This window comes from Pseudomonas sp. (assembly GCF_049300855.1).
Lineage (GTDB): Bacteria > Pseudomonadota > Gammaproteobacteria > Pseudomonadales > Pseudomonadaceae > Aquipseudomonas.
The window spans coordinates 143,135-169,131 of the sequence record NZ_JBAQKH010000042.1; the positions used below are offsets into that span (position 1 = coordinate 143,135).

At 61.2% G+C, this 25,997-nt stretch carries 29 protein-coding genes, 1 pseudogene and 1 riboswitch; of the genes and pseudogenes, 19 read left to right on the forward strand and 11 right to left on the reverse strand.

Annotated features, from left to right (window positions below; all coding sequences use genetic code 11):
* Positions 1–18: 18 nt before the first annotated feature.
* Positions 19–984 (reverse strand): LysR substrate-binding domain-containing protein, encoded by a 966-nt coding sequence (locus WA225_RS21990; protein WP_422609577.1) that lies wholly within the window; start codon positions 982–984, stop codon positions 19–21.
* Between the two features lie 114 nt (positions 985–1,098).
* On the opposite strand from WA225_RS21990, the gene WA225_RS21995 reads away from it, so the two are divergent.
* From WA225_RS21995 to WA225_RS22035, 9 genes and pseudogenes are all read left to right on the forward strand, one after another.
* Entirely contained in the window at positions 1,099–1,500 is a 402-nt protein-coding gene (locus WA225_RS21995) for a RidA family protein (RefSeq protein WP_422609578.1), read from the forward strand.
* Positions 1,501–1,572: 72 nt separating this feature from the next.
* The gene (locus WA225_RS22000) at positions 1,573–2,130 is read left to right on the forward strand and encodes a transcriptional regulator (protein ID WP_422609579.1); all 558 of its coding nucleotides are present in this window, start codon (positions 1,573–1,575) and stop codon (positions 2,128–2,130) included.
* 75 nt (positions 2,131–2,205) lie between these two features.
* Positions 2,206–2,766, forward strand: a pseudogene (locus WA225_RS22005) (HD domain-containing protein); the annotation flags it as partial.
* Positions 2,767–3,273 (forward strand): GNAT family N-acetyltransferase, encoded by a 507-nt coding sequence (locus WA225_RS22010; RefSeq protein ID WP_422609809.1) that lies wholly within the window; start codon positions 2,767–2,769, stop codon positions 3,271–3,273.
* A 218-nt stretch (positions 3,274–3,491) separates the two neighbouring features.
* Positions 3,492–4,355 (forward strand): putative selenate ABC transporter substrate-binding protein, encoded by an 864-nt coding sequence (locus WA225_RS22015; RefSeq protein WP_077572640.1) that lies wholly within the window; start codon positions 3,492–3,494, stop codon positions 4,353–4,355.
* On the forward strand, positions 4,352–5,149 hold the full coding sequence (locus WA225_RS22020; RefSeq protein ID WP_422609580.1) for a phosphonate ABC transporter ATP-binding protein: 798 nt from the start codon (positions 4,352–4,354) through the stop codon (positions 5,147–5,149). Before WA225_RS22015 ends, WA225_RS22020 begins: the two co-directional genes overlap by 4 nt.
* Positions 5,143–5,967: a PhnE/PtxC family ABC transporter permease gene (locus WA225_RS22025; RefSeq protein ID WP_422609581.1), complete on the forward strand. Its 825-nt coding sequence runs from the start codon at positions 5,143–5,145 to the stop codon at positions 5,965–5,967. Before WA225_RS22020 ends, WA225_RS22025 begins: the two co-directional genes overlap by 7 nt.
* Positions 5,964–6,731: a phosphonate ABC transporter, permease protein PhnE gene (phnE, locus tag WA225_RS22030; RefSeq protein ID WP_422609582.1), complete on the forward strand. Its 768-nt coding sequence runs from the start codon at positions 5,964–5,966 to the stop codon at positions 6,729–6,731. The genes WA225_RS22025 and phnE overlap by 4 nt, the downstream gene beginning before the upstream one ends.
* Positions 6,732–6,920: 189 nt before the next feature.
* Positions 6,921–8,600, forward strand: a complete 1,680-nt coding sequence (locus WA225_RS22035) for an MFS transporter (RefSeq protein WP_422609583.1) — start codon at positions 6,921–6,923, stop codon at positions 8,598–8,600.
* Between the two features lie 54 nt (positions 8,601–8,654).
* Here the strand turns inward: WA225_RS22035 and WA225_RS22040 are convergent, their stop codons facing one another.
* Positions 8,655–9,011, reverse strand: coding sequence for a lysozyme inhibitor LprI family protein (locus WA225_RS22040; RefSeq protein WP_422609584.1), 357 nt, complete (start codon positions 9,009–9,011; stop codon positions 8,655–8,657).
* Between the two features lie 152 nt (positions 9,012–9,163).
* Here WA225_RS22040 and WA225_RS22045 point away from each other — a divergent pair, with 152 nt between their 5' ends.
* Positions 9,164–9,382, forward strand: a complete 219-nt coding sequence (locus tag WA225_RS22045; RefSeq protein WP_175554183.1) for a hypothetical protein — start codon at positions 9,164–9,166, stop codon at positions 9,380–9,382.
* Positions 9,383–9,691: 309 nt separating this feature from the next.
* Here WA225_RS22045 and WA225_RS22050 read toward each other — a convergent pair whose 3' ends face one another.
* The 6 genes from WA225_RS22050 to WA225_RS22075 all read right to left on the reverse strand — a co-directional run bounded on the left by WA225_RS22050 (position 9,692) and on the right by WA225_RS22075 (position 14,973).
* Positions 9,692–10,087 carry a DUF1801 domain-containing protein gene (locus WA225_RS22050; RefSeq protein ID WP_422609585.1) on the reverse strand — a complete coding sequence of 132 codons (396 nt, stop codon included), beginning with the start codon at positions 10,085–10,087 and terminating at the stop codon, positions 9,692–9,694.
* Positions 10,088–10,156: 69 nt separating this feature from the next.
* A complete protein-coding gene (locus tag WA225_RS22055; protein ID WP_422609586.1) occupies positions 10,157–12,184 on the reverse strand; it encodes an LTA synthase family protein in 2,028 nt (675 codons plus the stop codon).
* A 21-nt stretch (positions 12,185–12,205) separates the two neighbouring features.
* On the reverse strand, positions 12,206–12,817 hold the full coding sequence (locus tag WA225_RS22060) for a hypothetical protein (RefSeq protein ID WP_422609587.1): 612 nt from the start codon (positions 12,815–12,817) through the stop codon (positions 12,206–12,208).
* Positions 12,817–14,112, reverse strand: coding sequence for a sialidase family protein (locus WA225_RS22065; RefSeq protein ID WP_422609588.1), 1,296 nt, complete (start codon positions 14,110–14,112; stop codon positions 12,817–12,819). The genes WA225_RS22060 and WA225_RS22065 overlap by 1 nt, the downstream gene beginning before the upstream one ends.
* 49 nt (positions 14,113–14,161) lie before the next feature.
* Entirely contained in the window at positions 14,162–14,707 is a 546-nt protein-coding gene (locus WA225_RS22070; RefSeq protein WP_422609589.1) for a cytochrome b/b6 domain-containing protein, read from the reverse strand.
* Positions 14,707–14,973: a PepSY domain-containing protein gene (locus WA225_RS22075; protein WP_422609590.1), complete on the reverse strand. Its 267-nt coding sequence runs from the start codon at positions 14,971–14,973 to the stop codon at positions 14,707–14,709. Before WA225_RS22075 ends, WA225_RS22070 begins: the two co-directional genes overlap by 1 nt.
* 184 nt (positions 14,974–15,157) lie before the next feature.
* Here WA225_RS22075 and WA225_RS22080 point away from each other — a divergent pair, with 184 nt between their 5' ends.
* The 3 genes from WA225_RS22080 (at position 15,158) to mntP (ending at position 17,998) form a co-directional block, all read left to right on the forward strand.
* On the forward strand, positions 15,158–15,820 hold the full coding sequence (locus WA225_RS22080; protein WP_064118383.1) for a response regulator: 663 nt from the start codon (positions 15,158–15,160) through the stop codon (positions 15,818–15,820).
* Complete coding sequence (locus tag WA225_RS22085; RefSeq protein WP_422609591.1) at positions 15,817–17,190, forward strand: ATP-binding protein; 1,374 nt, start codon at positions 15,817–15,819, stop codon at positions 17,188–17,190. The genes WA225_RS22080 and WA225_RS22085 overlap by 4 nt, the downstream gene beginning before the upstream one ends.
* A gap of 64 nt (positions 17,191–17,254) precedes the next feature.
* Positions 17,255–17,426: riboswitch (yybP-ykoY riboswitch) on the forward strand.
* Between the two features lie 8 nt (positions 17,427–17,434).
* Entirely contained in the window at positions 17,435–17,998 is a 564-nt protein-coding gene (gene mntP / locus WA225_RS22090) for a manganese efflux pump MntP (RefSeq protein ID WP_077572629.1), read from the forward strand.
* Between the two features lies 1 nt (position 17,999).
* Here the strand turns inward: mntP and WA225_RS22095 are convergent, their stop codons facing one another.
* Positions 18,000–18,716, reverse strand: a complete 717-nt coding sequence (locus WA225_RS22095; RefSeq protein WP_422609592.1) for a DUF72 domain-containing protein — start codon at positions 18,714–18,716, stop codon at positions 18,000–18,002.
* Positions 18,717–18,847: 131 nt separating this feature from the next.
* Positions 18,848–20,635 carry a thiamine pyrophosphate-requiring protein gene (locus WA225_RS22100; RefSeq protein ID WP_422609593.1) on the reverse strand — a complete coding sequence of 596 codons (1,788 nt, stop codon included), beginning with the start codon at positions 20,633–20,635 and terminating at the stop codon, positions 18,848–18,850.
* Positions 20,636–20,920: 285 nt separating this feature from the next.
* Between WA225_RS22100 and WA225_RS22105 the strand changes: the two genes are divergently transcribed.
* A complete protein-coding gene (locus tag WA225_RS22105; RefSeq protein ID WP_422609594.1) occupies positions 20,921–21,427 on the forward strand; it encodes a cupin in 507 nt (168 codons plus the stop codon).
* A gap of 3 nt (positions 21,428–21,430) precedes the next feature.
* Here the strand turns inward: WA225_RS22105 and WA225_RS22110 are convergent, their stop codons facing one another.
* On the reverse strand, positions 21,431–21,706 hold the full coding sequence (locus tag WA225_RS22110) for a DUF2798 domain-containing protein (RefSeq protein ID WP_422609595.1): 276 nt from the start codon (positions 21,704–21,706) through the stop codon (positions 21,431–21,433).
* 123 nt (positions 21,707–21,829) lie between these two features.
* Here WA225_RS22110 and WA225_RS22115 point away from each other — a divergent pair, with 123 nt between their 5' ends.
* The 5 genes from WA225_RS22115 to yghU all read left to right on the forward strand — a co-directional run bounded on the left by WA225_RS22115 (position 21,830) and on the right by yghU (position 25,868).
* A complete protein-coding gene (locus tag WA225_RS22115; RefSeq protein ID WP_422609596.1) occupies positions 21,830–22,747 on the forward strand; it encodes a LysR substrate-binding domain-containing protein in 918 nt (305 codons plus the stop codon).
* 77 nt (positions 22,748–22,824) lie between these two features.
* The gene (locus WA225_RS22120; protein ID WP_422609597.1) at positions 22,825–23,901 is read left to right on the forward strand and encodes an alpha/beta hydrolase family protein; all 1,077 of its coding nucleotides are present in this window, start codon (positions 22,825–22,827) and stop codon (positions 23,899–23,901) included.
* A 2-nt stretch (positions 23,902–23,903) separates the two neighbouring features.
* Positions 23,904–24,314, forward strand: coding sequence for a GFA family protein (locus WA225_RS22125; RefSeq protein ID WP_422609598.1), 411 nt, complete (start codon positions 23,904–23,906; stop codon positions 24,312–24,314).
* An 83-nt stretch (positions 24,315–24,397) separates the two neighbouring features.
* Complete coding sequence (locus WA225_RS22130) at positions 24,398–24,886, forward strand: hypothetical protein (RefSeq protein ID WP_422609599.1); 489 nt, start codon at positions 24,398–24,400, stop codon at positions 24,884–24,886.
* A gap of 142 nt (positions 24,887–25,028) precedes the next feature.
* On the forward strand, positions 25,029–25,868 hold the full coding sequence (yghU, locus tag WA225_RS22135) for a glutathione-dependent disulfide-bond oxidoreductase (RefSeq protein WP_422609600.1): 840 nt from the start codon (positions 25,029–25,031) through the stop codon (positions 25,866–25,868).
* The last annotated feature ends 129 nt before the right edge of the window (positions 25,869–25,997 follow it).

A 25,997-nucleotide genomic window follows, 5' to 3' on the forward strand; every position in this document is an offset into this window, starting at 1 on the left:
TCTCATCACTGCACGCTTTCAGGTCGCCGATCGAGTTGGTTTTTTGACGGCATTACCACCTGGGGAAGCAATAAGCGCACCACTATCGTGATGCGCCATCAACGCCACCACCCAATCGATAAACACTCGCAACTTGAGGCTGACATGCCGGTTTGGCGGATACGCCACATAGAGCGGCATCGGCGCGAGTTGCCAGTCTTCGAACAGCGGCACCAGCTCGCCGCGCGCCTCGTGTTCGGCAGACATGTATTTGGGCAGCCAGAGCACGCCCAAGCCCGCCAGACCTGCCGCGAGGTAGGCATTACCGTCGTCGACGGCGAGCACGTGACGCCCTTTGATTTGCAGGTTTTCACTGGCGTTGTGCAAGGCGTACGGCACCGGTTTGCCGGTGCGTGCCCAAAGGAAACCGACCACCCGATGATGGCTGTCTTCCAGCTCCCGTGGATGCGCAGGTGTGCCCGCACGTGCCAGATATTGCGGTGCGGCGAATACACCCAATTGCAGATCGGCGACCTTGCGCGCCATCAGCGACAAGTCCATAAGCTCGCCGCCACGCACCACGCAATCGACGTTCTCATCGATGATGTCGACGATGCGGTCGCTGACGCCCATGTCGATCTGGATATCCGGGTAACGCGCGTGAAACTCGGGCAAGGCCGGCACCAGAATCAACCGTGCCAGCGGGCTCGGCACGTCCACGCGCAGCCGTCCCGACGGCAACGCTGCGGCGCCGGGCAGACTGGTTTCGGCGTCGTCCATGTCGGCCAGCAACTTGACCACCCGCTCGTAGTAAACGGCGCCGTCGGCGGTGACGTTGACCTTGCGTGTGGTGCGGTTGAGCAACTTGACCCGCAGCCGCGCCTCCAGTTGTTGCACCAGTTGAGTCACGGTGGTTTTGCTCATGTGCAGGGTTTCAGCGGCTTTGGTGAAACTCCCGGCCTCGACCACCCGGGCAAACGCCTGCATTGCATCAAATCGGTCCACGTTTCACCTTCCGATTGTTTGGGATTCACAAACAGTGAACGCCAAGCTTGCGCGTTTATCGCCCACCTGCAAATACCTAAAGTGGCGCCATCAACTCACTGATGGAGACACCCCATGACCCAGCGCGATGTTGTTTTCCCGCCTGCCCGCCGCGCCCTGTACGAGCGCCATCGTTACTCGCCGGCCGTGCGCTCCAACGGTTTTCTGTTTGTCTCGGGACAAGTCGGCAGCACCGAGGACGGCACGCCGGAGCCGGATCTGCAAACCCAGGTACGCCAGGCGTTCAGCAACCTCAATGCGATCCTTGATGAGGCCGGTTGCACATCCGACGACGTGGTCGACGTCACCGTATTCATCGTTGATCCGCAGTCGAAGTTCGAGACCATCTGGAATCTGGTGCTGAGCGAATTCTGGGGCGAGGCACCGCACCCGACTGCCACCGCGATTGGCGTGACCTGGCTGTATGGGTTTGATTTCGAGATAAAGGTGATCGCCAAACTGCCCGAAACGGCCTGATCGTCAGGTGGATTTGCAGCACGGGCCGACTGTCTTCAGACTGTCGGCCCTTCAGTTTTTTTGGCATCCGTCATGCCTGATTCATTACTCAAACCCGCCCTGCCCGGCATCGCCCTGCGTCGTTGGCGTCTGTTGCACCGCGTCAAGCAAGGCCATGCCGCCGCGATGTTCAACGTCACCCAGTCGACCATTTCCCGTTGGGAAAGCGGCGTGCTGGCGATGGATTCAGCGGCGCATCTACAGCTTGAGCAACTGCTGGCCGCCCGCCTCGACACAGCCGCCGATCAAGCCCTCGCCCGGCTCGTGCGCGAAAGCACGCGACCGGTGCACCTGGTCTGTGACCTCACCCACCGTTTGCTGGCCTGCTCCCCGGCCCGTGCCGCGCAGTTCTCCCGTCCGCTGAGCGAATTGCTCGGGCTATCGCTATGGCGCTTCGTGACGTCGGAAATCGCCAACAACGAACGGGCGCTCGACACCCTCGGCTGGCGCGAACTGCAGGCGCCACCGGCACTGGAATTCATCACCGGCAGCAACGACTCCGACCTCGTGCCGATCCGCCACAGCCTGTGCCGCTGGACGCGTATTCCATTGTCCGACGGTACGGCGGCGCGGCTGGTCGAGACGCTCTGAACGCATATTTTATGCGTGGACGCTCACCCACATCAGCTCTAGGCTTGTCTCTCGGTTCCACCACCGGGCAAGTTTATGGACCTCGAAAAAATCAGCGGACGCCTTGAATTCCTCCGTGAAGCGGAGAAGCTCAAGGACGTCCTCAGAAGCGCACACACCTCTAGTGGCCGCAACGAAAGCACCGCCGAACACAGCTGGCGCCTGTGCCTGATGGCGATGGTTTTCGCCGATGAACTGGTCGGGCTCGACCTGCTCAAAGTGCTCAAGATGTGCGTGATCCACGACTTGGGCGAAGCGCTCAACGGCGACATCCCGGCGGTAGACCAAGGCGCCTTCCCCGACAAGGGCGAGCAGGAGCGTAACGACCTCCTGCTACTGACCCGCGCGCTCGATGACACCCTGAGAAACGAGATTCTCGCGTTGTGGGACGACTACGAAAACGCCGAGTCTGCCGAAGCCAAAGCGGTCAAGGCGCTGGACAAACTCGAGACTCTGTTGCAACACACTCAGGGCCAGAACCCGGCGGATTTCGACTACCGTTTCAATCTGACTTATGGCAAGAAACACACCGTTGCCGAACCGATCTTCGCCGCGCTACGAGCGCTCATCGACTCAGACACCCGAAAAAGGATCAGCATGAACCTGACCATCCGCAACGAACACCGCGACGACATCGACATCATCTCGCAACTGACAGAAGCGGCGTTTCAGACCGAGGAACACTCAAGCCATACCGAGCAGTTCATCGTCACTGCACTGCGCGATGCTGGCCAACTGAGCGTTTCGCTGGTTGCCGAGGAAAGCGGCAAGATCGCTGGCCATGTGGCGATTTCTCCGGTGACGATTTCGTCTGCCGCCACCGGTTGGTACGGTCTCGGCCCGATCTCGGTATGGCCTGAACATCAGCATCAAGGCATCGGTTCGGCATTGATGAAGGCCGCACTGGCGCAACTGCAAAACCTCGGCGGCGCTGGCTGCGTGGTCTTGGGCAATCCGGACTATTACGGGCGTTTCGGTTTCAAGAATCACCCTGAGCTGACGTTGCCCGGTGTACCGCAGGAATACTTTCAAGTGTTGTCATTCGGTGCTGATCTGCCGGCGGGCGAGGTGAAGTACCACGACGCCTTTGAGGCGACCGAGTAAGCGTTCACTGCGCAAATCATATCCAGACATACCCCGGCGGTTGCCAGCGCGACACTCGTCTGTTTGCATAACCGCCCAAGATCAAAGGCCAGCGCCGTATCCACGGTGCTGGCCTTTGTACGTGTGAGTCCGTATAACCCTCGCCGATTCGTCTACCCTGAGTTTGCGCCTCACCTCGTGACTTCAGCTCTTTTGACGCCCCTGAAACGGAGATTTCTATGTTCAAGCGAACCCTGGCACTGACCGCCGGCCTGGCCCTGTCCTTTTCTGCATTCATGACTCAGGCGGCCGACGTTTTGCGCGTCAGCGCGATTCCCGATGAAGCACCGACCGAACTGCTGCGCAAGTTCGAACCGCTGGGCGCTTATCTGGAACAGCAACTGGGCATGAAGGTGCAGTTCGTGCCCGTGGCCGACTACCCGGCAGTGGTTGAAGCCCTGGCCACCGATCGCCTCGACATGGCTTGGCTCGGTGGCTTCACCTTCGTTCAGGCGCGCTTGAAAACCGACGCGACGACGCCAGTCATCCCGCTGGTGCAGCGTGAACAGGATGCGCAGTTCACCAGCAAATTCATCACCGCCGACCCGAATGTGCACAGCCTCGCCGACCTGAAAGGCAAGACCTTCGCTTTCGGTTCGGTGTCGTCGACTTCCGGCAGCCTGATGCCACGTTACTTCATGCTGAAAAACGACAACATCAAACCTGAAGCGTATTTCAGTCGCGTCGCCTACTCCGGCGCGCACGACGCCACCGTGGCCTGGGTGCAGGCCGGCAAAGTGGATGCCGGTGTGCTGAACGCCAGCGTCTGGCAGAAACTGGTCGACGCCGGCAAGGTCGACACCAACAAGGTCAAAGTCTTCGCCACCACCCCGACCTACTTCGATTACAACTGGACAGTGCGCGGCACCCTCGACCCGGCACTCGCGGCGAAGATCAAAAAAGCCTTCCTTGATCTGGACCCGGCCAACCCTGAGCAGAAGAAGATTCTTGATCTGCAAGCTGCCAGCCGCTTCATCGACACCAAGCCCGAGAATTACAAGGGCATCGAGGAAGCCGCCCGCGCCGCCGAACTGCTGAAATGACCTTACGCCTCACACAGGGCAGCCTGCGCCACGCCAATGGAGTCGATGCCCTGCGCGGTGTCGACTTGCAGATTGGCGTTGGTGAACAGGTCGCCATCATTGGCCCGTCCGGGGCCGGTAAATCGAGTTTGCTAAACCTGCTGGCCACCGCACTACGGCCCAGCAGCGGCGAGATCGAAGTGCTCGGCGAACGCGCCTGGCACTTGTCCGCCCGCCAGCGTCAGCGCCTGCGCGCGCGCATTGGTCTGGTGCATCAGGCGCCGCCATTGCCACCGCGTCAGCGCGTGGTCACCGCGGTACTGGCCGGCAAGCTGGGCCAATGGAGTCTGGGTAAAAGCCTTTTGAATCTGCTGCATCCACTGGATGTGGCCGGTGCGCGCGCAGCGTTGGCGAGGCTGGATCTGGGCGACAAACTCTTCGCCCATTGCCAACAATTGTCCGGCGGCCAGTTGCAGCGCGTCGGCATTGCCCGTGTGTTGTATCAGGCGCCGGAAATTCTGCTGGCCGACGAACCCGTGTCGGCGATGGACCCGGTGATGGCCGGGCACACGCTGTCGATCCTCTCGCGCCATGCCCGCGAACATGACGTCACGCTGGTGGCAAGCCTGCACGCGGTGGATCTGGCGTTGTCGCATTTCCCACGGATCATCGGTCTGCGCGACGGCCAGATCCTGTTCGACAGCCCTTCCGATCATGTCAGCCCTGCGATGCTCGACGCGCTGTACGCCAACGAAAAACTGCAATCGCCGACCGCTGCGGTCGCGCCACTGACTGTGCAGATTCCGCGATGCTGAAAGCTGATTCACGCGACCCGGCGGCGTGGCCACGACTGTTGCTGACCTTGCTGGCGATTGCCCTGCTGTGGCCGGGCGTTCAACTCAGCGAGCTGAATCTGGGCGTGTTGCTGCCCGACAGCCAGAATGAAATGGGCCGCTTTGTCGCGCAGTTCTGGCCTCCGGCGCACGACGAAGCGTTTCTCCAGTTACTGCTCAAAGCCACCCTGCAAACCCTGGCCATCGCCACCGCCGGCATGGCCTTGGCGCTGTTGCTGGCGATACCGGCGGGCCTGATCGCCAGTCGCGCGCTGTCGCTGTCCGCCGCATCACGCGGTGGCGTGCCCAGTCGACTGGGGCATCTGCTGCGCTGGCCGGTGCGCGGCCTGCTGATCTTTTTGCGCAGCGTGCCGGAAATAGTCTGGGCGCTGTTGTTTGTCCGCGCCGTCGGACTCGGCCCGGCGGCCGGTGTGTTGGCCATCGCCATTACTTACAGCGGCATGCTTGGCAAGGTTTACGCGGAGATTTTCGAATCCACCGATCAGCGTCCGGCGCACGCGCTGTTGCAGGCTGGCAGTGGTCGTCTGGCGGCGTTTGCTTACGGCACGTTGCCCAATGTCGCGTCGGAATTGCTCTCGTACACGGTTTATCGCTGGGAATGCGCGATTCGCGCGTCGGTTGTGATGGGTTTCGTCGGTGCGGGCGGCCTGGGACAACAGATCGACCTGTCGATCCGCATGTTCGCCGGCGGTGAAGTCGCCAGTATTCTGTTGTGCTTCCTGATTCTGGTGTTGGCCGCCGATCAACTCAGCCGCTTGCTGCGCTGGAGACTGACATGAATCGCCTGATCAACCTGCTGCTGATCGCCGGCATAGGGCTGGCGGTCATCGCTTCCTTCGTTTATCTGGGGCTGGATCTTGGCGAACTCGGCAGCGCCACCAGCCTCAAACAGATGGGCGCTTACGTGCAGCGCTTTCTCAGCCCGGACCTGAGCGCCGATTACCTCAGGGCAATCTTCCACGGTTCGCTGGAAACCCTGGCCATGTCGGCCCTCGGCACGTTGCTCGCCGCCGTGTTTGGCATCGTCCTCGCGCTGCCTGCCGCCGGGCGTTTCGGCTGGCCGCTGCAAAGTGCCTCGCGCCTGTTACTCAATGCTTTGCGCGCAATTCCGGAACTGGTCTGGGCGGCGCTGATGGTGCTTGCCGCCGGCCTCGGCCCGAACGCCGGCACCCTCGCCCTCGCCCTGCACACCACCGGCGTGCTTGGCCGGTTGTTCGCCGAAGCGCTGGAAAATACGCCGCCACAACCGGCCGAAGCAATTCGTTTGCAGGGCGGCAATCCGCTCCTCGCCTTCTGCTACGGCACCTTGCCGAACCTGGCGCCGCAACTGCTCGCGTACATGCTGTACCGCTGGGAAAACAACATCCGCATGGCCAGCGTGCTGGGTTTTGTCGGTGCCGGCGGGCTGGGTCAGATGCTCTATGTGAGCCTCAGCCTGTTTCAGGAAGCGCAAGCCAGCACGGTGATTCTGGCGATGCTGGTGCTGGTGTTTGTGGTCGACTGGTTAAGTGCGTGGAGCCGTCAGCGTTGGGTCAAGGCCTAGGCATCACGGCGTGCGAGTGGATATCTGCCAGAAGCTGATTATGCTCAAGGAAACCTTGCACACCTGCGAGGCGGTCAGACTGTGCAAGTTTCACGCGAGAGCAGTTGCGGCATATGCCACAAGGCCAGAGTGCGATAAGCAGTAACGGGGGACTCCGGCCCACAACAATAAGCACGACGGAGAACACCCATGGCCACAATCGACACAGCATCCACCGGCAGTCCACCGCGCAGCGGCGGCATCACCAAGGAGGAGCGCAAGGTCATCTTCGCGTCCTCACTGGGCACGGTTTTCGAGTGGTACGACTTTTACCTCTACGGCTCCCTGGCGGCGATCATCGCCAAGCACTTCTTCGCCGGCGTCAACGAAACCACCGCGTTCATTTTTGCCCTGCTGGCCTTCGCGGCGGGATTTGCCGTGCGGCCGTTCGGGGCGATTGTGTTTGGCCGCCTCGGCGACATGATCGGGCGCAAACACACGTTCCTCATCACCATCGTGATCATGGGCGTGTCGACCGCGATTGTCGGTCTGTTGCCCGGTTACGCGACCATTGGCGTCGCGGCGCCGGTCATCCTGATTACCCTGCGCTTGCTGCAAGGCCTGGCGCTGGGCGGTGAGTATGGCGGCGCAGCAACCTACGTGGCCGAGCACGCGCCCCGCAACAGACGCGGGTTCTTCACCTCGTGGATTCAAACCACCGCGACCCTCGGCCTGTTTCTGTCACTGCTGGTGATCCTCGCCTGCCGCACGGCGCTGGGCACGGAAGCCTTCGAAGCGTGGGGCTGGCGGATTCCGTTTCTGCTGTCGATCCTGCTGCTGATCGTTTCGGTGTACATCCGCCTGCAACTGAGCGAGTCGCCCGTGTTCCAGAAAATGAAGGATGAAGGCAAGGCGTCAAAGGCGCCGCTGACCGAATCCTTCGCCCGTTGGGACAACCTCAAAGTGGTGATCATGTCGTTGCTCGGCGGCACCGCAGGGCAAGCGGTGGTCTGGTACACCGGGCAGTTCTACGCGCTGTTCTTCCTGTTGCAGACGTTGAAGATCGACCCGCAGACCGCTAACTTGCTGATCGCCGGTTCATTGCTGATCGGCACGCCGTTCTTCGTGATTTTCGGCAGCCTCTCCGACCGCATCGGGCGCAAGCCGATCATCATGGTCGGCTGCATGCTGGCAGCGCTGACCTACTTCCCGATCTTCCACGCGCTGACCCAGTACGGGAACCCAGACGTGTTCATCGCGCAGGAGAAAAACCCGGTCAAAGTCATCGCCAACCCCGACCAGTGCTCGTTCCAGTTCGACCCGGTGGGCAAGGCCAAATTCACCAGTTCGTGCGACCTGGCGAAGACTCTGCTGGCGAAACGGGCGATCCCGTATGAGAACGTGGTCGCCGAACCTGGCACCGTTGCGCAAGTGCGCATCGGCGACAAAGTGGTCGAGAGTTTTGACGGCAGCGCCCTGCCGGCCGCCGACTTCAAGACCCGCAATGATGCGTTCACCGCGACCCTCGGCACGGCACTCAAGGATGCCGGTTATCCGGAGAAAGCCGACCCTGCGAAAACCAACTATCCAATGGTGCTGCTCCTGCTCACCGTGCTGGTGATCTACGTGACCATGGTCTACGGCCCGATCGCCGCATGGCTGGTCGAACTGTTCCCGACCCGCATCCGCTACACCTCGATGTCGCTGCCCTATCACATCGGCAACGGCTGGTTTGGCGGCTTCCTGCCGACGGTGGCGTTCGCCATGGTCGCGGCCACGGGGGATATCTACTACGGCTTGTGGTACCCGATCGTGATTGCGGTGATGACGGCGATACTCGGCACGTTCTTCCTGCCGGAGACCAAGGATCGCGACATTCTCAAGGACTGAACCTGAACCTTGCAGGAGCGGTTTACGGCCGCTCCTGCAAGGGCATTGCCGGTATCAGAACGGGCCTTGAGTGACCACGCGGGTGTCGATGATTTGCTGCAGCACTTGAATGCGCTGCTGGTAGATATCCGTCAGGCATTTCACATCAGCGGCGCATTGGCTGCGCTTTTTCAGCCAGGCTTGTTGCTGCCCGATCAACGCATCACGCCCACCCATCGGCAGAAAGCGCCGGTCGAGTTTGTACAGCAGTGCCAGGCTCACATCCAGGTCGTTGAGCGTGCGATTGGCGCACACGGCTTTTTCGTCGGCGGCCTTGGCGCGCTCGCAGTCGAAACTGGCGGCGTGGCTGGCCCCGCCGATCATCAGCACAGCCACGCCGAGCAAGGCTGCAAACAGGGTTTTCTGGTGCATGGTGGCAAGCATCCGGGCAAGGGTGGATTGAATCAGCTTTGGCCCGCTTTGCGGCGCAAAGTTTCTGCACCGTTCATTCCAATGAGCCACAGAATTATCGAACGCTTACCGTACCGCCACCTCCAACGTTTACACCACTGGAGGTCAGCACAATGAACAACGATGACAACAAAACCCCGAATGCCCCACCAACCGATACGTCCGGTAAACCGGTGAATGTGGTCGAGCGCGATCTTGAAGACCGGGACGATGACACTAAAGCCGTGGATGAGGTCATCACGCCCTCGTCCACCCGAGTGAAAGAACAGGACGCCGAGGCGCTGCAACGCAAGGTCGATGAGATCGAACGTAAAGTGGCTGATGGTAATTAGTGGCGTTCAAAGCAATCGCAGCAGTCTGCAGGATCTACCCCCTCACCCCAGCCCTCTCCCCCTGGGGGCGAGGGGGAAAGGGAGCCGATTTGTGTGCTTTTCAAATCCTGAGCACAACTCGGTATTTCACGTCGCCGTAACTCGCATCAACACCTCGGTCAGTCCCCTCTCCCTCCGGGAGAGGGTTAGGGTGAGGGCTGCCGATGGGCAAGATATGTAGGCTTTTCAAATTTGCATTCACCTCCGGTTTTCACGTCGGCGTAACTCGCATCAACACCCCGGTCAGTCCCCTCTCCCCCTGGGAGAGGGCTAGGGTGAGGGCTTCTTCGCCATATTGAGTTTCACGGCCGCCCGAATCAGCGCAATCAACGCTTTCTCATCAATCCGGTCACCCTCGTGGAAATCAATCGCCCGTCGCGTATTGCCCTCAAGACTGGCATTGAACAACCCCGCCGGATCATCCAGTGACGCACCCTTGGCAAAGGTCATTTTCACCGCAGTCTTGTACGTCTCGCCGGTGCTGATAATTCCATTGTGCGACCACGTCGGCACACCCCGCCACTTCCATTCCTCAACCACTTCGGGATCAGCCCTATGCACGATCACGCGGATCTGCGCCAGCGTTTCACCGCGCCAGTCCCCCAGCTCGGCGATGCGTTGATCAATCAGAACGGAAGCGGATTCGGTGCCCTCGGCTTTTTTCATCGCAGGATTCTCGACGGACAGGAGACCCACAACTCTAGTCCGCGCCCTTCCCCCTCGCCAATTAAGCGCTCACCGCACATTGCGATACAGCATCAACCGCGCACTTTCATGCAGCCCACGCGTCAACTCTACCAACCGCTGAAATTCCTCCGGGTTCTGCTCAGCAACATTGTCCAGCGGCGTCGCAGAACGCAGATCATGCAAAGTCGGCGCACTGCCATCATGTTGCATCTGCAGCAAATGGTGTTGCGTCACGCCGCCAATCAACGGGAACGTCCCCTCGCGCAACACCAGCGGCACCACGCGCTCGCCTTCCGGCGCCGGTTGCTGGACATCGCGGCCCATCGCGCCGTTGGTGAACGGAACCCCGGCCATGCCCGCCACGGTCGGCAGCAAGTCCGCCAGCCCCACCGCTTCTTCAATGACCTTGGGGTCAAGCAGCCCCGGCGCGTGAATCAGCATCGGCACGTTGTTGCTCTCCAGCCCCAGCAACTCGAAGGCCGGCGGCATGTGTGGGATCTGGCTGATGCGGGTGTTGTGGTCGCCGAAGAACACGAAAATCGTGTTGTGGTAATAGCCGCCGGCCTTGGCCAGTTCCATCAATTTGCCGATGTTGAAGTCCAGCAGGCGCACCGCGTTGTATTGCTCGACGCTGCGCGAGCCGGCCGCTTGCACCTGAGCCAGCGACAGCTGGCTGACCTGGAAGCCGTCGTTGTCCTTGGGAATGGTGAACGGCCGGTGGTTGCCCGAGGTTTGCACGTAGGCGAAGAACGGTCGGTCATTGGGCAGGTCGCGCAAGATGCGGTCGCTTTCCTTGAACAGGTCGAGGTCGGAAATCCCCCAGACGTCCACCAGCGGTGAACGCCAGTCACTTTCCTGATACAGCTTCACGCCCTCGATGCTTTGCTGGATCAGCGCATTGATATTCGCCCAGCCGGCGTTGCCGCCGATCATGTAGAGCTTTTGATAATCGCTGAAGGCGTTGATCAGCGTGTGCTGACGGGTGATCAGCGGATGGCGGGTGGCGGTCTCCTGACGGGTGACGTCCGGCACCCCGGTAATGCTCGCCCACACGGTTTTTGCAGTGCCGGTGACCGGGACGTAAAAGTGCCGGAAAAACCAGCTCTCGGTCGCCAGTCGATCGAGATTCGGCGTCGGGTTCAGCGGGTTGCCATAGGCGCCCACCGCGCTGGTGCCCAGCGATTCGAGCATGACGAACATCACGTTCGGCGCGCCGGCGAGCCGATACGGCTGCACGGTTTGCTGTCGCGTGAATGTCAGGGTTTGCGCGTCCGGTTGAGCGACACCTAAATAACGCGCCACCGCCGGATAGTGCTCGCGCACCTGCGCTTCATCGAACTGCGCCTGCCCGGCCTTGAGCGTGTCGTAGAGGAACAGCACCGGGTTCAGACCGATCGCAGCGATCTGCGTGTTGCCGGAAAAAAACGCATCGCTCCAGCGCAACGGCACCGGGTTTTCCAGATTCAGATTTTCCACACGACCGAGCAGCGCCAGCAACACGGCGACCAGCCCGAGCCCGCCGCCCAACGCCAGTGAAGTGCGGCGGATGGCCCGGGGTTCACGCGCCAGCGTCGCACGTTCCAGGCGCACAAATCCGTAGAACCACACGCCCAGCACCGCCAGCCAGCCGAGGGCAATCCACAGCACCGGATAGGTTTCCCAGACCATTTGCTGCGAGATCTGCGCATCCTCCAGATAACGCAACACCGTGGCATTGATGCGCACGCCGAGGTAGGCGTAATGGCCGAAATCGATGATGTAGATGAGGCCGACCACGCCCAGCGTCAGCAACCAATAACCTCGCGCCACAACACGCAACAACGGCACACGGGTCAAGTTCCAGCGCGGCAGCCAGGCCAGAACGGCCAGTGGCAACATCAGCAGCAGGGCCAGACGCAGGTCGAAGCGCAAACCGATGCCGAGGGTTTCGCGCAGTTGCGGGTTGTCGGCAAATGCGCTGACGTCGACACCGGAAAAGCCCAGCACAAACACCAGCCGCAGCATGGCCAACAGTAAAAACGCCAAACCTGCCGCGCCGACGCCGTAGCGCAGGCGCCGCGATTGCAACCAAGCCATCGTTGACCTCTGTGGGGTGATTCAGATTGAGGATGTCGGCACGGCCGAGACCGGGCGCAGCAGACGCCAGACTTCGCGGATGCACAATGCCGCGCCGGCCACCAGGCAATAGCCCAGCAACAGCGGATCGATCAGGTAATCCCAATAGTTTTCCGAAGCCTTGAGGCGTAGCGCGAAGGCCAATGTGCCCAGCGCCAGCATCGCCACGCCCAGCCCGTTGCGCAGCCACAACAGCGCCAACGTGGTCAGCCCGACCAGCACAATCATCGGTCGCGGGTTGAAGCCCCAGCGGTACGGATCGACATAGGTCAGGCCCATCGTCGCCGGGTACAGCATCAGCGCCAACACGGTAAACAGCACCAGCACCTGCACGCGCTGGATCGTGGGCAACGGCGCCACCACGCCCAATCGCAACAGACTGGCCCAGCCGAGCAACACCAGCGTGGTGATCGCCAGGTCGTCGGTAAAGCTGCGCACATAGGCTGCCAGCGGCAGATCGTTGACCGGGATAAAACTGGCCAGCGCCAATACCGGCAACAGCCACGGCCGCCAACGCCGGTTGAAGCGAAACGCACTCAGCAGGACAAAACCGAGCAGGACAAAACTCAAATGGGCTTGCCAGGGAAAGATCATCACAGGCGCTCCGCCAGCCACGCATCGTTGAAGCTGACATGTTTGATAAAGGTGTTATTCCACGAATACACCAGGTGATAGAGACCGTCCGAACCCCGGCTGAAATACGGGTATTCGTACTCGAAATCACAGCCGCGCGGTTTGCACACGCGGTAGTCGAGATTGCTCAGAAAGCGTTGTTCCAGCGGCAAGCGTTGCGCGCCACTGGAGGCCCGGAAGCCTTCGCCGATGATCGCTTTGTAGGCTTCAGGGGCGAACGGCTGGCCGAGCGGATCAGGCGATTGATCCAGATCGATGACGGCGCGCCAGTCATTGAGGTTGGCGTCGGTGCCGTACAGGCTGAGTTTGAAACGACCGTCCTGCAAATCGTTGAGCGCCACCAGCAAGCCGTCGTCGGCCGTGCCCACCGCCGCCAGCGACGAGTTGGGGTTGGCCGGTTCCAGCGGATACGGTTCGCTCCAGGTCTGCCCGGCGTCGTTGGTGCGGCTGGCCAGCACGCGATGATGGGTCTCGCCGGCATAGCGCAACATCGCCACGGCGCGGTGGCCATCCAGCGGCACGATGGTCGGCTGCAACGAGTGTTTGCCACGGCTGATGCGGAACTTGTCGATCACCGCACCGTCGGCGCTCAGGTACAGGTACTCGGCAAATTTGCCCATGAATTCGTGGTACACCGGCAAGCCGATCGAGCCGTCGGCATGGAACACCGGCGCGGCGCGCACCAACGTGCTGATGTTGAAAAACGGCGAGGTGACTAACTGTCGAGGCGTCGACCAGTTGCGCCCGAAATCATCGGAGACCATCGCATTGATCGCACTGGTCGCCCAGCCGCCAACCGATACCGACACATAAAACATCCACAAACGCTGATCCGGCGCGAGGGCGATCACCGGATTACCCAGTTTGCGAATGTAGCGGCGCGTGCCGTCGCGGGTGGATTCACGGGTCGCCAACACGTGTTCGGCGCCCCACTCCGAGGTTTTCGCGTCGAAACGCGCGGTGCGGATCTGCACGTCGGCAGCGCCTTCGCGCGAGCCGGCAAACCACACCGCCATCAGGTCACCGCCGGGCAGCGCCGTGACCGACGACGAGTGCACGAAATCGTCCAGTCGCGACGACACGAAACGGCTGTTGTACATCGGCTCGGACGGTTGCTGCGCGGCATCGACCGGCGCCGTCGAGAGCGCGAATGGCGCCAGCACGTGCGACGGATGACTGCGCCACGCAGCCATAAAGATCAGGCACACCGCGAGGCTGCCGAGAATGAATTTCAAGCGAAAGGACAACGCACGCATAGGAGACTCGCGGCAAGGACAGGAGGGTTAACATCAGCAGACATCCTTGTCAGCGCGTCGAATCGTCCGGCAAGCGGCGACGGCGTCCCGTGAGCATCGACAACGGCAAGTTGTCGCGCACCTGAAAACTTTCAAACAGGGCGGCGGCGATGTGGATGCAGACCAATATCAGCAAGCCGTCAGCCGCCGTTTCATGTACCAACAGCGGCCAGTCGGCGCCCCACAAGGCGTCGACCTCCTTCATCGCCCAACCGCTGAGGCCGAGGGTCAGCAAGGCCAGCAACATCAGGAGCATCACCAGCGCGCCGATGGGCGAGTGGCCGAGGCGATGCTCGGGCCGCCCAGCCATCAACGAGCGCGCATGCGCGAGCAGGCGCGCCGGCGTCGGCCAGAAGTCCGCCCAGCGCGCACTGCGCGTCCCGATAAATCCCCACACTGTGCGTACCAGCAACCAGCCCATGGCGTAGTAACCGAGCCAGACATGCCAGTCGTCACCCGCTTCATTGAAGAAGTAATTGGCGACGAAAACGCCCGCAATCGACAGATGAAACAGCCGCACCACGGGGTCCCACAGGCGCAGGGAGGCGCTCGGCATCAGCCCTTGATCTCGGTCTTGACCGCTTTACCGCTGACCGGGTCGTGGTAGATCTCGACCTTGCGCTTGTCCTTGTCGAAGCCGTAGATCTCGTAGCAGTTACCGTCGGTGACCTTGAATTTGCTGATCTCGTAACCCTGGGCTTTCAGTTGCTCCTGAAAGACCTTCTGGTCTTGCCATTGCGAGCGCTCGGCGGTGGTGCATTGCGGGCCGGCGACGACCAACGGGCTGGCGACGATCAAAGACAACAGCAGCAGTTTGTGCATGGAATCACTCTCGCTGGATGAGGAAGGCCTCACTGTGCAAAAGCAACCTTAGCGAAAGCTTAGTTGGCAACGAGTCGTTACATCTTTCCCGTCGGATGACCTGCCACGGCGGCCTGCGCAGCGGCATGATGCCGGCCATTGCCAACCTGCATTACCAACCTGCATTACCAACAGAGAATCGCCCATGCGCCTGCTTCTGGTCGAAGATGATCGTGCCCTCGGACAAGGCATTCGCGTTGCCCTGAGCAGCGAGGGCTACACCCTCGACTGGTTGCAGGACGGCGTCAGTGCCTTGCATGCGCTGCGCAGTGAGAGCTTCGATTTGCTCCTGCTCGACCTCGGTCTGCCCCGGCTCGACGGCCTGGCCTTGCTGCAGCAATTGCGCGGCGAGCAACAGGATTTGCCAGTGTTGATCCTCACCGCCCGCGATGGCACCGCCGAACGCATTGCCGGCCTCGACGCCGGGGCCGATGACTACCTGATCAAACCGTTCGATGTCGATGAGTTGAAGGCGCGCATCCGCGCCTTGCTACGACGCAGTCAGGGCCGTGCGCAACCGGTGCTGGAACATGCCGGGGTGTGCCTGGACCCGGTCAGCCAGCAAGTCACCTGGCACGGCAATGAGGTGGTGGTGACGCCGATGGAGTATCAACTGCTGCATCAACTGATGGCCCGGCCCGGCAAAGTCGTCACCCGCGAGCGCCTGTCCGGGGCGCTGTACGGCTGGCAGGAACGGGTCGAGAGCAACACCCTCGAAGTGCTGATCCACAACCTGCGCAAAAAACTCTCGACCGAGTTGATCCGCACCGTGCGCGGCGTCGGTTACGTGGTGGCGGTCAAACCATGATCTCGATACGTGCGCGAATTCTGGTGCCGGTGCTGATTCTGGTGCTGATGGGCGATCTGTTGATCAGTTGGCTGGTGCTGCGCGACAGTCACCATGAAATCGAAGAGGTCTACGACGCGCAACTGGCGCAGAGCGCACGCCTGCTGCAAGGTGTGCTGGCGCAACGCGCACCCGGCGATAACAACTGGCAGCGGCTGCATCAGGCTTTCGATCAAGCGATGAGCCGGGTCGGTGATGGCGAGGCGGCGCACCCCTACGAAACCCGTTTGACCTTTCAGGTCTGGCGCAGCGACGGGCAATTGCTGATGCGCTCGGCCGAAGCGCCGGAACTCAAGGAACCGCCGACCACCCTCGGCTCTCATGACCTGATGGAAAATGGCCGCGACTGGTGCGCGTTTCTGCTCAAGGATTCGCAGCAAGGGCTGTTGATCTGGGTCGGTGAGCGCGATGACATGCGCCAGGATTTGATCGAGCGCATTGTCGGCCACACGTTGTGGCCGAGCGTGATCGGCGTGCCAGCGCTGGCGATCCTGATCTGGCTGGCCATCGGCTGGGGCCTGCACCCGTTGCGGGCCATGGCGCAGACCATTCGCGGGCGCAACACCGACACCCTCAAACCGCTGAATCTGCGCCCCCTGCCTCACGACCTCGAACCGATGCAAACCGCGCTCAATCGCCTGTTGCAGCAGATCGACAATCTGCTCGCGCGCGAGCGCCGTTTCATCGCCGACGCCGCCCACGAGCTGCGCACGCCGCTGGCGATCCTGCGTATCCATGCGCAAAACGCGCAGCTCGCCAGTACCGCGCAACAACGTGAGGAGGCGCTGGAGTTTCTGGTCAGCGCGGTGGATCGTGCCACGCGTATCGCCAGCCAGTTGTTGACCATGGCGCGCATCGAACCGCGCTTGGCCAACCCGCAAAGAAGTGTGGTGGAACTGACCGCACTGGTGCGCGAGGAGCTCGCCGAACTGGCGCCGCTGGCGCTGGAAAAAGACGTCGAACTGACCCTCGACAGCGACTATCACTGCCCGGTCGAAACCGACCCTGTGGCGCTGGCCATCGCCTTGCAGAACCTGGTCACCAACGCCTTGAACTTCGCCCCGCCCGGCAGCGAAGTGCGCGTGCAGGTCCAGCCGCAAACATCGGGCGCGGTGTACATCAGTGTCGAGGACGCCGGCCCCGGCATCGACGAAGCGGATTACGCGCGGCTGTTCGAGCGTTTCTACAGCCACGGTCACGCCAATGGCGCCGGTCTGGGTCTGGCGATTGTGCAGATGATCGTCAGCAAGATCGGCAGCACCTTGCAGTTGTACAACCTGCCGCGTGGCGGTTTGTGTGCAGAGTTGCGCATCAACGAGCGGCCGGCGTGACTTGTTAAACCTGATTGCCGATGCCGTGGTTTTGACGAAATTTTCATGTTTGCCCGCATAAGATCCGCAGCCTCGTTGGGGAGTAGCCTGTTTCCGAGCCTTTCGGAAGCGTTCGTATCAACATTCTCGGCAACATGCCGTGGTGCGAACACCTTTTGGTTGGTGAGACCGACGACACATCCATGCCTAAAGTCGGGCGTGTGGTTGTGTCGTTGACTCATAGCCCGACTGGAAGTGTGCCCCCGTGAATCCTGTTTCCCTCATATTCCTCGCTTTGGCCATGTCCACGGATGCGTTCGCCGCCGCCATCGGCAAAGGCTCCAGCCTGCACAAACCGCGTCTCACTGAAGCCCTGCGTACCGGTCTGATCTTCGGCGTGATCGAAGCCATCACGCCCATCATCGGCTGGCTGATCGGTCAGGCGGCGACCCGCTGGGTGGCCGAATGGGACCACTGGATCGCCTTCACGCTGCTGGTGATTCTCGGCCTGCACATGATCTACAACGGCCTGAAACACGAAGAAGAGGAAGCAGAAAAACCGGGTTCGCACTCCTTCCTGATTCTTGCGGTCACCGCGTTTGCCACCAGCATTGATGCCCTCGCGGTCGGCGTCGGCCTGGCGTTTGTCGATGTGAATATTTGGGTGGCTGCGGCGGCAATTGGTCTGGCGACCATGACCATGGTGACCCTTGGTGTGATGCTCGGCCGGGTGCTCGGCGCGGTGGTCGGCAAGCGTGCGGAAATCGTCGGCGGCGTGGTGCTGATGATTGTCGGTGCGACGATTCTGTATGAGCACCTGGCGGTCTGACTCAACCTGAAGTCAGCGCGGTCAGCGCCAAGGCGTTGCCCAGCGCTGCGCCGCTGGCGGTATTGTCGAAAATGCACCAGGTCGCGGCACCTGCCGCGGCCGCTGATTGCAGGGCTTGCGCGAGGTTTTGCAGATAAGTGGAGTCATAGGCGCTGTGGTAAATGCGCGGTGAGCCGTGCAGGCGCCAGTACCGCGTTCCCGCCCAGCCTCCGGGCAAAACATCATTGCTGATGCGCGAGGGATCGACCGCCGCTTGAGCGATCTGATGAGTCATCAGCATCGGCTCGGCGCTGATCCATGATTCGTGCCTTGGTTCGAGCACCACGACGCCGGAAAACCGCTGACGCAATGTCGTAAAAAAGGCTTCGGCGACGGCTTCGTCGAACGCCAGTGACGGCGGCAACTGCACCAGCAAACAGCCCAGGCGCTCACCCAGACCTGCGCACTCGGCGAGGAATTTATCCAGCGCTGGTTCACAACCCATCAAGCGCAATTCATGGCTGATGTGTTTGGGCATTTTCACCGAAAAGCGGAAGGCTTCCGGTACGCCATCCGCCCAGCGTTCATAGGTTTGCCGACGATGCGGACGGTAGAACGAACTGTTGATTTCCACGGCGTTGAGGCGCGCGGCGTAGCGCTGCAAGTGCGAGCCTTCTGCCGCAAATGCCGGCCAGTGTTCGCGCCCCAGACTCCAGCCTGCACAGCCAATGAAAATCATCAGTGCACCTTCCGCTCATTGATGGGAATGCAGCCCGTGACGCTCCGCGTCACTGGACGCAGAGCGTCCCTAGAGGCATTCCCACGCAGAGCGTGGGAACGATCAAAAAAGCTCACCTGCGCGTTAACCGTTCATTTCTTGCCGGGCAACACGGCACCGAGCACCTGTTTCGCGGTTTGCATGATCACCCCCGCCTCATCCGGATCGCCCTTGAGCAGCGTCGTGGCGAACTTCTTCGCCTGTTCCAGTTTGATGTGCGGTGGCAGCGGCGGCACATTCGGGTCGGTCTTGAATTCGATCAACACCGGCACTTCCGAGGCCAGTGCCTGCTCCCAGGCTGCGGCAACGTCTTCTTCGCGATCGACAAAAATGCCTTTCAGGCCGATGGAAATGGCGAATAAGTGATACGGCACATCGGGAATGCTTTGCGAGGCTTCGAACTTTGGATCGCCCTCCATCACCCGCTGCTCCCACGTGACCTGATTGAGGTCCTCATTGTTGAACACCGCACAGATCCATTTCGGGCTCGCCCACTGGCGCCAGTACTTGGCGACGGTAATCAGTTCGGCCATGTTGTTCATCTGCATCGCACCGTCGCCCACCAGTGCAATGACCGCCCGCTCGGAGTGGGCGAATTTGGCCGCAATCGCGTAGGGCACCGCGGCGCCCATCGAGGCCAGGCCACCGGACAATGAGCACTGCATGCCACGGCGAATTTTCAGGTCACGGGCAAACCAGTTGGCGCAGGAGCCGGAGTCGCTGCTGATGATGGCCTGATCGGGCAAGCGCGGTGACAGCTCATACACCACCCTTTGCGGGTTGACTGGGTCAGCCTTGGCCATGGCGCGTTTTTCCAGGGTTTTCTCCCAGCTGCCGCGCCAGCCTTCGACTTTCTTGCGCCACTTGCCGGAGGTTTTCTGTTCGAGCAGGGGCAATAACGCGGCGAGGGTTTCCGCTGAGTCGCCGACCAGGTTGACCTCCATCGGATATCGCAGGCTCAGCATGTCGGGCTGCAAATCGATCTGCACGCCGCGCGCCTGACCTTCCTTGGGTAGAAATTCCGAATAGGGGAAACCGGAGCCGATCATCAGCAAGGTGTCGCATTCGCTCATCAGTTTGTAGCTGGGTTCGGTGCCGAGCAGGCCAATACTGCCGGTAACCCAAGGCAGGTCATCGGGCAGCGCAGCTTTGCCCAACAGCGCCTTGGCGACGCCGGCGCCGAGTTTTTCCGCCACCGCGATGACTTGATCGGTCGCCTGCAATGCCCCGGCGCCGACCAGAATGGCGACCTTCTCGCCCGCGTTCAAAACGTCGGCGGCACGCTGCAGATCGGCGTCATACGGCACGACTTTCGGTTTCGTGTAACCGACCCCGGAATGCGCGGTGCCATGGGCGCGCGCCGGCGCTTCGTAGTTCAGGTCCTGCAAATCGTTGGGCAGAATGAGTGCGGTCACCCGGCGCTCGCCCACTGCGGTGCGCACCGCGCGATCAAGCAGATGCCGCACCTGCGAAGGCGCCGAAGCCTGCTGCACAAAGGCCCCGGCGACGTCCTTGAACATCGACACCAGATCGAGCTCTTGCTGGTAGTGACTGCCCAGCGCCGTGCGCGCCTGCTGACCGACGATGGCCAGCACTGGCATATGGTCCATGCGCGCGTCGTAGAGGCCAGTGATCAGGTGCGAGGCGCCGGGGCCGGACGTGGCGATGCACACACCCAATTCACCGGTGAACTTGGCATGCGCCGAAGCCATGAACGCGGCCATTTCTTCATGCCGCGCCTGAACGAATTCGATTTTGCCCTTGGCCCGGCTGAGCGCGCCGAACACGCCGTTGATGCCATCACCCGGATAACCAAAAATCCGCGTAACGCCCCATTGGCTGAGCCGCTCAACCAGAAAGTCTCCCACTGTCATCGTCATCTTGATCCTCGCCTTTCTCCGCTGCATGGAGCTGTCCCGGCAGAACATCCACCGGGAGGTGTAAGGGTCTGGACAGTTGGGTGGTTGGCGAAGTTTCGATTGATTGCTCGACGAGTTTTTCTGAGACAAGTGCGCGCTGTGGCTGTCCACCCTTTAGCCGTTGAATAAGCGGCGCGGCCATTCGCGAGCAGGCTCGCTCACACAGGGGATTGCGGTCTGAATGTGGCAGCGAGTTTGTTCGCGAAGGCGCCAGAACAGTCAATACAGCCAGATCAGGAGAACAGCATGCCCGCCCCCGTTCAAACCCTGCAGCTGAAACGCAACGACTGGGTCCCGAACAACCCGCGTCTGCCGGTGTTGATCTATCCGCACGCGCTTGAACTCAAGGGCCGCGATCCCGCCGCCCTGTTCGAGCAAACCTTCAGCGCCAACGGCTGGCCGCCGCAATGGCGCTACGGGGTTTATGACTTCCATCACTACCACACCGAAGGTCATGAAGTGCTGGGCGTTGCGGTTGGGCATGCGCAATTGATGCTGGGCGGGCCCGACGGGCATGTTGTGCCGGTCAGCGCCGGTGATGTGTTGTTGCTGCCCGCCGGTACCGGCCATTGCAACCTGAGTTGCAGCGACGATTTTCTGGTGGTCGGCGCCTATCCACCGGGCCAGCACGCCGATATCTGTCGCGAGTCACCCAGTCGCGGGCAACTGGACAGCATCGCGAAATTGACCTTCCCGCAGACCGATCCCGTGCAGGGAGCGCAAGGCGCTGTCGGGCAATACTGGCGCGAATAATCCTCAACGATGCGGGTGCACCGTCAGCGCCACCAGCTTCACCACGATTGGCCGCACGACCAGGATGCACATAAACGCCGCAGGCATCGCCAGCTTATAGGCGTGCAAGGCATTACTCAGGTAGTCGTTATCAATGCCAGAGTTGGCAGCGGTGATCACCAGCGACATCAGAAACGCCATGATCGTCGCCATGTACAGCGCAAACACATACGGCGTGGCGCGCGGTGACAGCTTGCGGCGGCTGATGATCAGGGCATCGGCGTTGGTTCTTTGATTCATATCGCTTTTCCATCCAGTGACAGGGAGACCGCACGTTAGCAAGGCCGCCCCCGCGCAACTAGACGCTCAATCGCAGGTACTTTATAAAGCACAACTTACGAATCAATCCTCAGCGGGACATGGATGAATCTGTTAGCGGCGATTGCCAGTTTTATCAAAGTGGTCGAAGCCGGCTCGATTGTCGGCGCCGCCAGAATTCTCGGCGTCAGCGCAGCGGCGGTCAGCCAGACGCTCAATCGACTGGAAGCGCACCTCGGCGTACGCCTGCTGCAACGCACCACGCGCAGCATGGCGCTGACCGAAAACGGCGCGGCGTACTACGAGAAAGTCCGGCGCATCGCTGCCGATCTGGAAGCCGCGCAAAGCGCGATCAGCCACGATGAAACCGAGCTGCAAGGCCGGCTGAGCATTGCCTCCACCTCAGCGTTCGGCCGCCATGTGCTGGCGTCGCTGATTGCCGGGTTCGGCGCACTGCACCCGCGCCTGCTCATCGAACTGTCGACCACCAACGGCAAGATCAACCACATCCAGGACGGCATCGATCTGAGCCTGCGGATCAAGCCGCAACTGGAGGACGGCATCGTCGCGCGCAAGATCGTCTCGCTGCCCTTCATCATGTGCGCCGCGCCGACCTATCTGCAGCGTGCCGGATGGCCGCAATCGCCAGATGATTTACACAACCATGCCTGCCTGGCTTTTCGTTACCCGTTGGACGGGCGTTTTCTGCGCTGGAGTTTTATCCGCGACGGTCAGCGATTCGACGCCAACATCAATGCCACCGCCATCAGTGATGACATCGATGCGCTGGCGCAAATGGCGGTCCAGGGCGCCGGGGTCACCCGTTTGGCGGAGTTCGTCGCCGCACCTTTTCTGGCGAGCGGGCAATTGGTGCAGTTGCTGGAACACAGCGACGCCGTCATCGAACCGATGGACATCTACGCCTGCGTTCAGGAGCGCGCGGCGATGACGCCGAAGGTCAAAGCCTTCCTGGACTATCTGGGCGCACATCTGGCCACACGCTGGCCGATGGAAAATGTTTAAGACTGAGGCTCGCTGAAGCGCGCGAAATCGGGCAAAGTTCGCCTCGCCCATTCGGCCCATCACGGAAGATAACAACAATGAAAAAGTCTCTCGGTGTTCTGCTACTGCTCTGCCTGAGCAGCCCCGTATTCGCTGATGCCCAACCCGTCGGTTTCCAGTACGCCACACTGGCCGATCCGCGCAACGAGCGCCCGTTGGAAATGGTCGTCTGGTACCCGAGTGCGAGCACCGATGCGACGCCGCAATTATTCGGCGACAACCCGGTATTCGTCGGTGCGCCTGCGGTGCTCGACGCCCCGGCCGCCAAGGGCGAGCATCCATTGGTGGTGCTTTCCCACGGCAACGGCGGCAGCTGGATCAACCAGACCTGGCTGGCCAGTGCGCTGGCCCATCAGGGTTACATCGTCGCCGCCGTCAACCATCCCGGCACCACCAGCCGCGATCGCAGCCCGCAAGCAGCGGCGCAGTTGTGGCAGCGCCCCGTCGACCTCAGCCGCGCCATTGATGCGGTAACGGCGCAACCGGGTAAATTCGGCACGGTGGCCAAGGATCGAATTGCCGTTATCGGCCATTCCCTCGGCGGCTGGACGGTGCTGGAAAGCGGCGGTGCGCGCTTCGACCCCAAGCGCTTTGCCGACGACTGCAAAGTCCAAACGCAATTGATCAGTTGCACGGCGTACCAACAGATGAACACTGAAAGCACCGCGCAAGCGAAAGCTCAATTGGCCGCCGATTGGCGTGACAAGCGCATCACTGCCGTGGTTTCGCTGGACCTGGGCCTGTCGCGCGGGATGACCGACGCCAGTCTGGCGGCCTACCCCGTGCCGATCCTGGTGATCGCTGCCGGCGTACCGTCGAAAGAACTGCCCGCGCAACTGGAATCCGTCGACCTCGCCAAACGCCTGCCAAAAACCTCATCACGCTTGGTCGAGATCAGCGACGCCAGCCATTTCACCTTCATGGCGATCTGCAAACCTGGCGCGGTAGCCATGCTCGATAAAGACGTTCCGGGTGACAGCATCATTTGCACGGATGGCGATGGCGGTCGTCCACGTGCAGTGATTCAGCAGCAGATAATTTCCCTGATCAGCGGGTTTCTGGCGCAGTCACCTGCGTCCTTGAAACAAGCCATCACTTACAAGGATCCGCAATAACAATGCTGACGCCCTCCCCTCAGACCTTCCGGGGCAGTTGCCTGTGCGGAGCGGTGAAATACCAGATCCGCTCACGGCCCAAAGCGCTTTCACACTGCCATTGCAGCCAGTGCCGCAAAAGCCACGGCGCGGCATTCGCCAGCTATGGCAGCGTGCTGCGCCAGAACCTGGAACTGTTGGAGGGCGCCGACCAGCTCAAGTCGTATCAATCGTCCGAATCGGTACAACGCCAGTTCTGCACGCACTGCGGCTCGTCGCTGTTCTGGGCGCGTCATCAGGGTGAGCACAGCGACTGGATCTCGGTGGCGCTGGGCACGCTGGACACGACCTTCACCACGGAAAAACAGCAGCATGTCGAAGTGACGTCGAAAGCGCCGTGGTTTGAAATCAAGGATCAATGGCCGCAGCGCTGAGACTGATCACCTGCCAATCCCACGCTGCGTCAACCCTTCTGCTTAACTGATTCGTTGCAGTTCTTCTTTTCAGGAGGCCAGCAATGAAACCGGTAAAACTCACTACCACGCTCTTGGCCGCCAGCCTGCTCGGCTGTGCGGGCTCTTCGAACCCCGGCACCAGCGTGCCGTTGACCGCCACCCGGCAAAACAGTGGGCAAATCGGCAATGTCACGCTCGCCGACTGGGGCAAGGACACCGGATTCAGTTTCTTCATCAGTGGCGCACCCAGCGGCGCCTCGCTGCCGTTGCGTCTGTACGCGTTCGTCTACAAGGGCAGTTGCGCGCAACCCGGGCCGGTGGCGTACGCGATGAACGACAAGGTCAGCACCGAACGCCAGCCAGTGCGCGGCTGGGCCTTCTCGCGCAGCGCGCCGGTGAGCTTGTCGACGTTGTTGACCGGCGAGTACGCCATCGTGGTGCGCACCCCCGCGACCGATGGCAACGTGGATATTTTCTGTGGCGATATCCGTCAGGCTGACAAGGTCAATGACACGGCGGATCAAGCGTTGAAGAAATCACCTTCGAGCTGATGGCTGCCAGCCTTGACCGCCGACGGTGGAATGGCGAAAAACACCTTCAACTCATCCGGCGGTGGAACACCAAGCGGGTTCTGTGGTGTCCTGTCTATTCTCAGCAGGTATTTTTCCACTCGCCAACGATGAGGCCCCTTACATGAGCAAAGCGCCGTACGTTCCGCCCCAGGTCTGGAAAAACGAAGCCCCGTCCGGCGGCCAGTTCGCCAGTATCAATCGGCCGATTGCCGGGCCGACGCATGACAAGACATTGCCGGTCGGCAAACATCCGCTGCAACTGTATTCGCTGGCCACGCCCAACGGCGTGAAGGTGACCATCCTGCTCGAAGAGCTGCTGGCCCTGGGGCACAGCGCGGCCGAGTACGATGCATGGTTGATCCGCATTGGCGAAGGCGATCAGTTTTCCAGCGGGTTTGTCGAGATCAACCCAAACTCGAAAATCCCTGCACTGCTGGACCGCAGTGTCGAGCCGCCAATCCGCGTGTTCGAGTCCGGTTCGATCCTGCTGTACTTGGCCGAAAAATTCGGCGCCTTCCTGCCGAAAGACCCGGCCGGCCGTACCGAAACGCTGAACTGGCTGTTCTGGCAGATGGGTGCGGCGCCGTATCTGGGCGGCGGTTTCGGGCATTTCTACGCCTATGCGCCGGAGAAGATGGAGTACCCGATCAACCGCTTCACCATGGAGGCCAAGCGGCAACTGGATGTGCTCGATCGGCGTTTGGCCGAAAGTGCTTATCTGGCTGGCGACAGCTACACCATCGCCGATATCGCAGTCTGGCCGTGGTACGGGCAATTGGTGCGCAACAATGTCTATTCGGCGGCCGAGTTTTTGGCGGCTCACGAATACACCCATGTGCAGCGCTGGGCCGAGGACATCGCCCAGCGGCCGGCAGTCATTCGCGGGCAACGCGTCAATCGCACGTGGGGCGATGAGGCGGCGCAAGTGCCCGAGCGGCACGACGCCGCCGACTTGAACTGATCGCCCTTTTCCTCGCATTAATCCGCTGAGCACGACACATCAGCAGCGCCGGTCACAGCCCTTTGTGATCGGCCTGTTGCACCTGATTTCCTCCTCCCAAAAACCATAACGCTGCGCCAACCCGCGACG

Excerpts from the sequence above, each read along its gene's own strand:
- WA225_RS21995 (WP_422609578.1), top strand. The coding sequence starts at position 1,099 with ATGACCCAGCGCGATGTTGTTTTCCCGCCTGCCCGCCGCGCCCTGTAC.
- WA225_RS22000 (WP_422609579.1), top strand. The coding sequence starts at position 1,573 with ATGCCTGATTCATTACTCAAACCCGCCCTGCCCGGCATCGCCCTGCGT.
- WA225_RS22010 (WP_422609809.1), top strand. The coding sequence starts at position 2,767 with ATGAACCTGACCATCCGCAACGAACACCGCGACGACATCGACATCATC.
- WA225_RS22015 (WP_077572640.1), top strand. The coding sequence starts at position 3,492 with ATGTTCAAGCGAACCCTGGCACTGACCGCCGGCCTGGCCCTGTCCTTT.
- WA225_RS22020 (WP_422609580.1), top strand. The coding sequence starts at position 4,352 with ATGACCTTACGCCTCACACAGGGCAGCCTGCGCCACGCCAATGGAGTC.
- WA225_RS22025 (WP_422609581.1), top strand. The coding sequence starts at position 5,143 with ATGCTGAAAGCTGATTCACGCGACCCGGCGGCGTGGCCACGACTGTTG.
- phnE (WP_422609582.1), top strand. The coding sequence starts at position 5,964 with ATGAATCGCCTGATCAACCTGCTGCTGATCGCCGGCATAGGGCTGGCG.
- WA225_RS22035 (WP_422609583.1), top strand. The coding sequence starts at position 6,921 with ATGGCCACAATCGACACAGCATCCACCGGCAGTCCACCGCGCAGCGGC.
- WA225_RS22040 (WP_422609584.1), bottom strand. The coding sequence starts at position 9,011 with ATGCACCAGAAAACCCTGTTTGCAGCCTTGCTCGGCGTGGCTGTGCTG.
- WA225_RS22045 (WP_175554183.1), top strand. The coding sequence starts at position 9,164 with ATGAACAACGATGACAACAAAACCCCGAATGCCCCACCAACCGATACG.
- WA225_RS22050 (WP_422609585.1), bottom strand. The coding sequence starts at position 10,087 with ATGAAAAAAGCCGAGGGCACCGAATCCGCTTCCGTTCTGATTGATCAA.
- WA225_RS22055 (WP_422609586.1), bottom strand. The coding sequence starts at position 12,184 with ATGGCTTGGTTGCAATCGCGGCGCCTGCGCTACGGCGTCGGCGCGGCA.
- WA225_RS22060 (WP_422609587.1), bottom strand. The coding sequence starts at position 12,817 with ATGATCTTTCCCTGGCAAGCCCATTTGAGTTTTGTCCTGCTCGGTTTT.
- WA225_RS22065 (WP_422609588.1), bottom strand. The coding sequence starts at position 14,112 with ATGCGTGCGTTGTCCTTTCGCTTGAAATTCATTCTCGGCAGCCTCGCG.
- WA225_RS22070 (WP_422609589.1), bottom strand. The coding sequence starts at position 14,707 with ATGCCGAGCGCCTCCCTGCGCCTGTGGGACCCCGTGGTGCGGCTGTTT.
- WA225_RS22075 (WP_422609590.1), bottom strand. The coding sequence starts at position 14,973 with ATGCACAAACTGCTGCTGTTGTCTTTGATCGTCGCCAGCCCGTTGGTC.
- WA225_RS22080 (WP_064118383.1), top strand. The coding sequence starts at position 15,158 with ATGCGCCTGCTTCTGGTCGAAGATGATCGTGCCCTCGGACAAGGCATT.
- WA225_RS22085 (WP_422609591.1), top strand. The coding sequence starts at position 15,817 with ATGATCTCGATACGTGCGCGAATTCTGGTGCCGGTGCTGATTCTGGTG.
- WA225_RS22095 (WP_422609592.1), bottom strand. The coding sequence starts at position 18,716 with ATGATTTTCATTGGCTGTGCAGGCTGGAGTCTGGGGCGCGAACACTGG.
- WA225_RS22100 (WP_422609593.1), bottom strand. The coding sequence starts at position 20,635 with ATGACGATGACAGTGGGAGACTTTCTGGTTGAGCGGCTCAGCCAATGG.
- WA225_RS22105 (WP_422609594.1), top strand. The coding sequence starts at position 20,921 with ATGCCCGCCCCCGTTCAAACCCTGCAGCTGAAACGCAACGACTGGGTC.
- WA225_RS22110 (WP_422609595.1), bottom strand. The coding sequence starts at position 21,706 with ATGAATCAAAGAACCAACGCCGATGCCCTGATCATCAGCCGCCGCAAG.
- WA225_RS22115 (WP_422609596.1), top strand. The coding sequence starts at position 21,830 with ATGAATCTGTTAGCGGCGATTGCCAGTTTTATCAAAGTGGTCGAAGCC.
- WA225_RS22120 (WP_422609597.1), top strand. The coding sequence starts at position 22,825 with ATGAAAAAGTCTCTCGGTGTTCTGCTACTGCTCTGCCTGAGCAGCCCC.
- WA225_RS22125 (WP_422609598.1), top strand. The coding sequence starts at position 23,904 with ATGCTGACGCCCTCCCCTCAGACCTTCCGGGGCAGTTGCCTGTGCGGA.
- WA225_RS22130 (WP_422609599.1), top strand. The coding sequence starts at position 24,398 with ATGAAACCGGTAAAACTCACTACCACGCTCTTGGCCGCCAGCCTGCTC.
- yghU (WP_422609600.1), top strand. The coding sequence starts at position 25,029 with ATGAGCAAAGCGCCGTACGTTCCGCCCCAGGTCTGGAAAAACGAAGCC.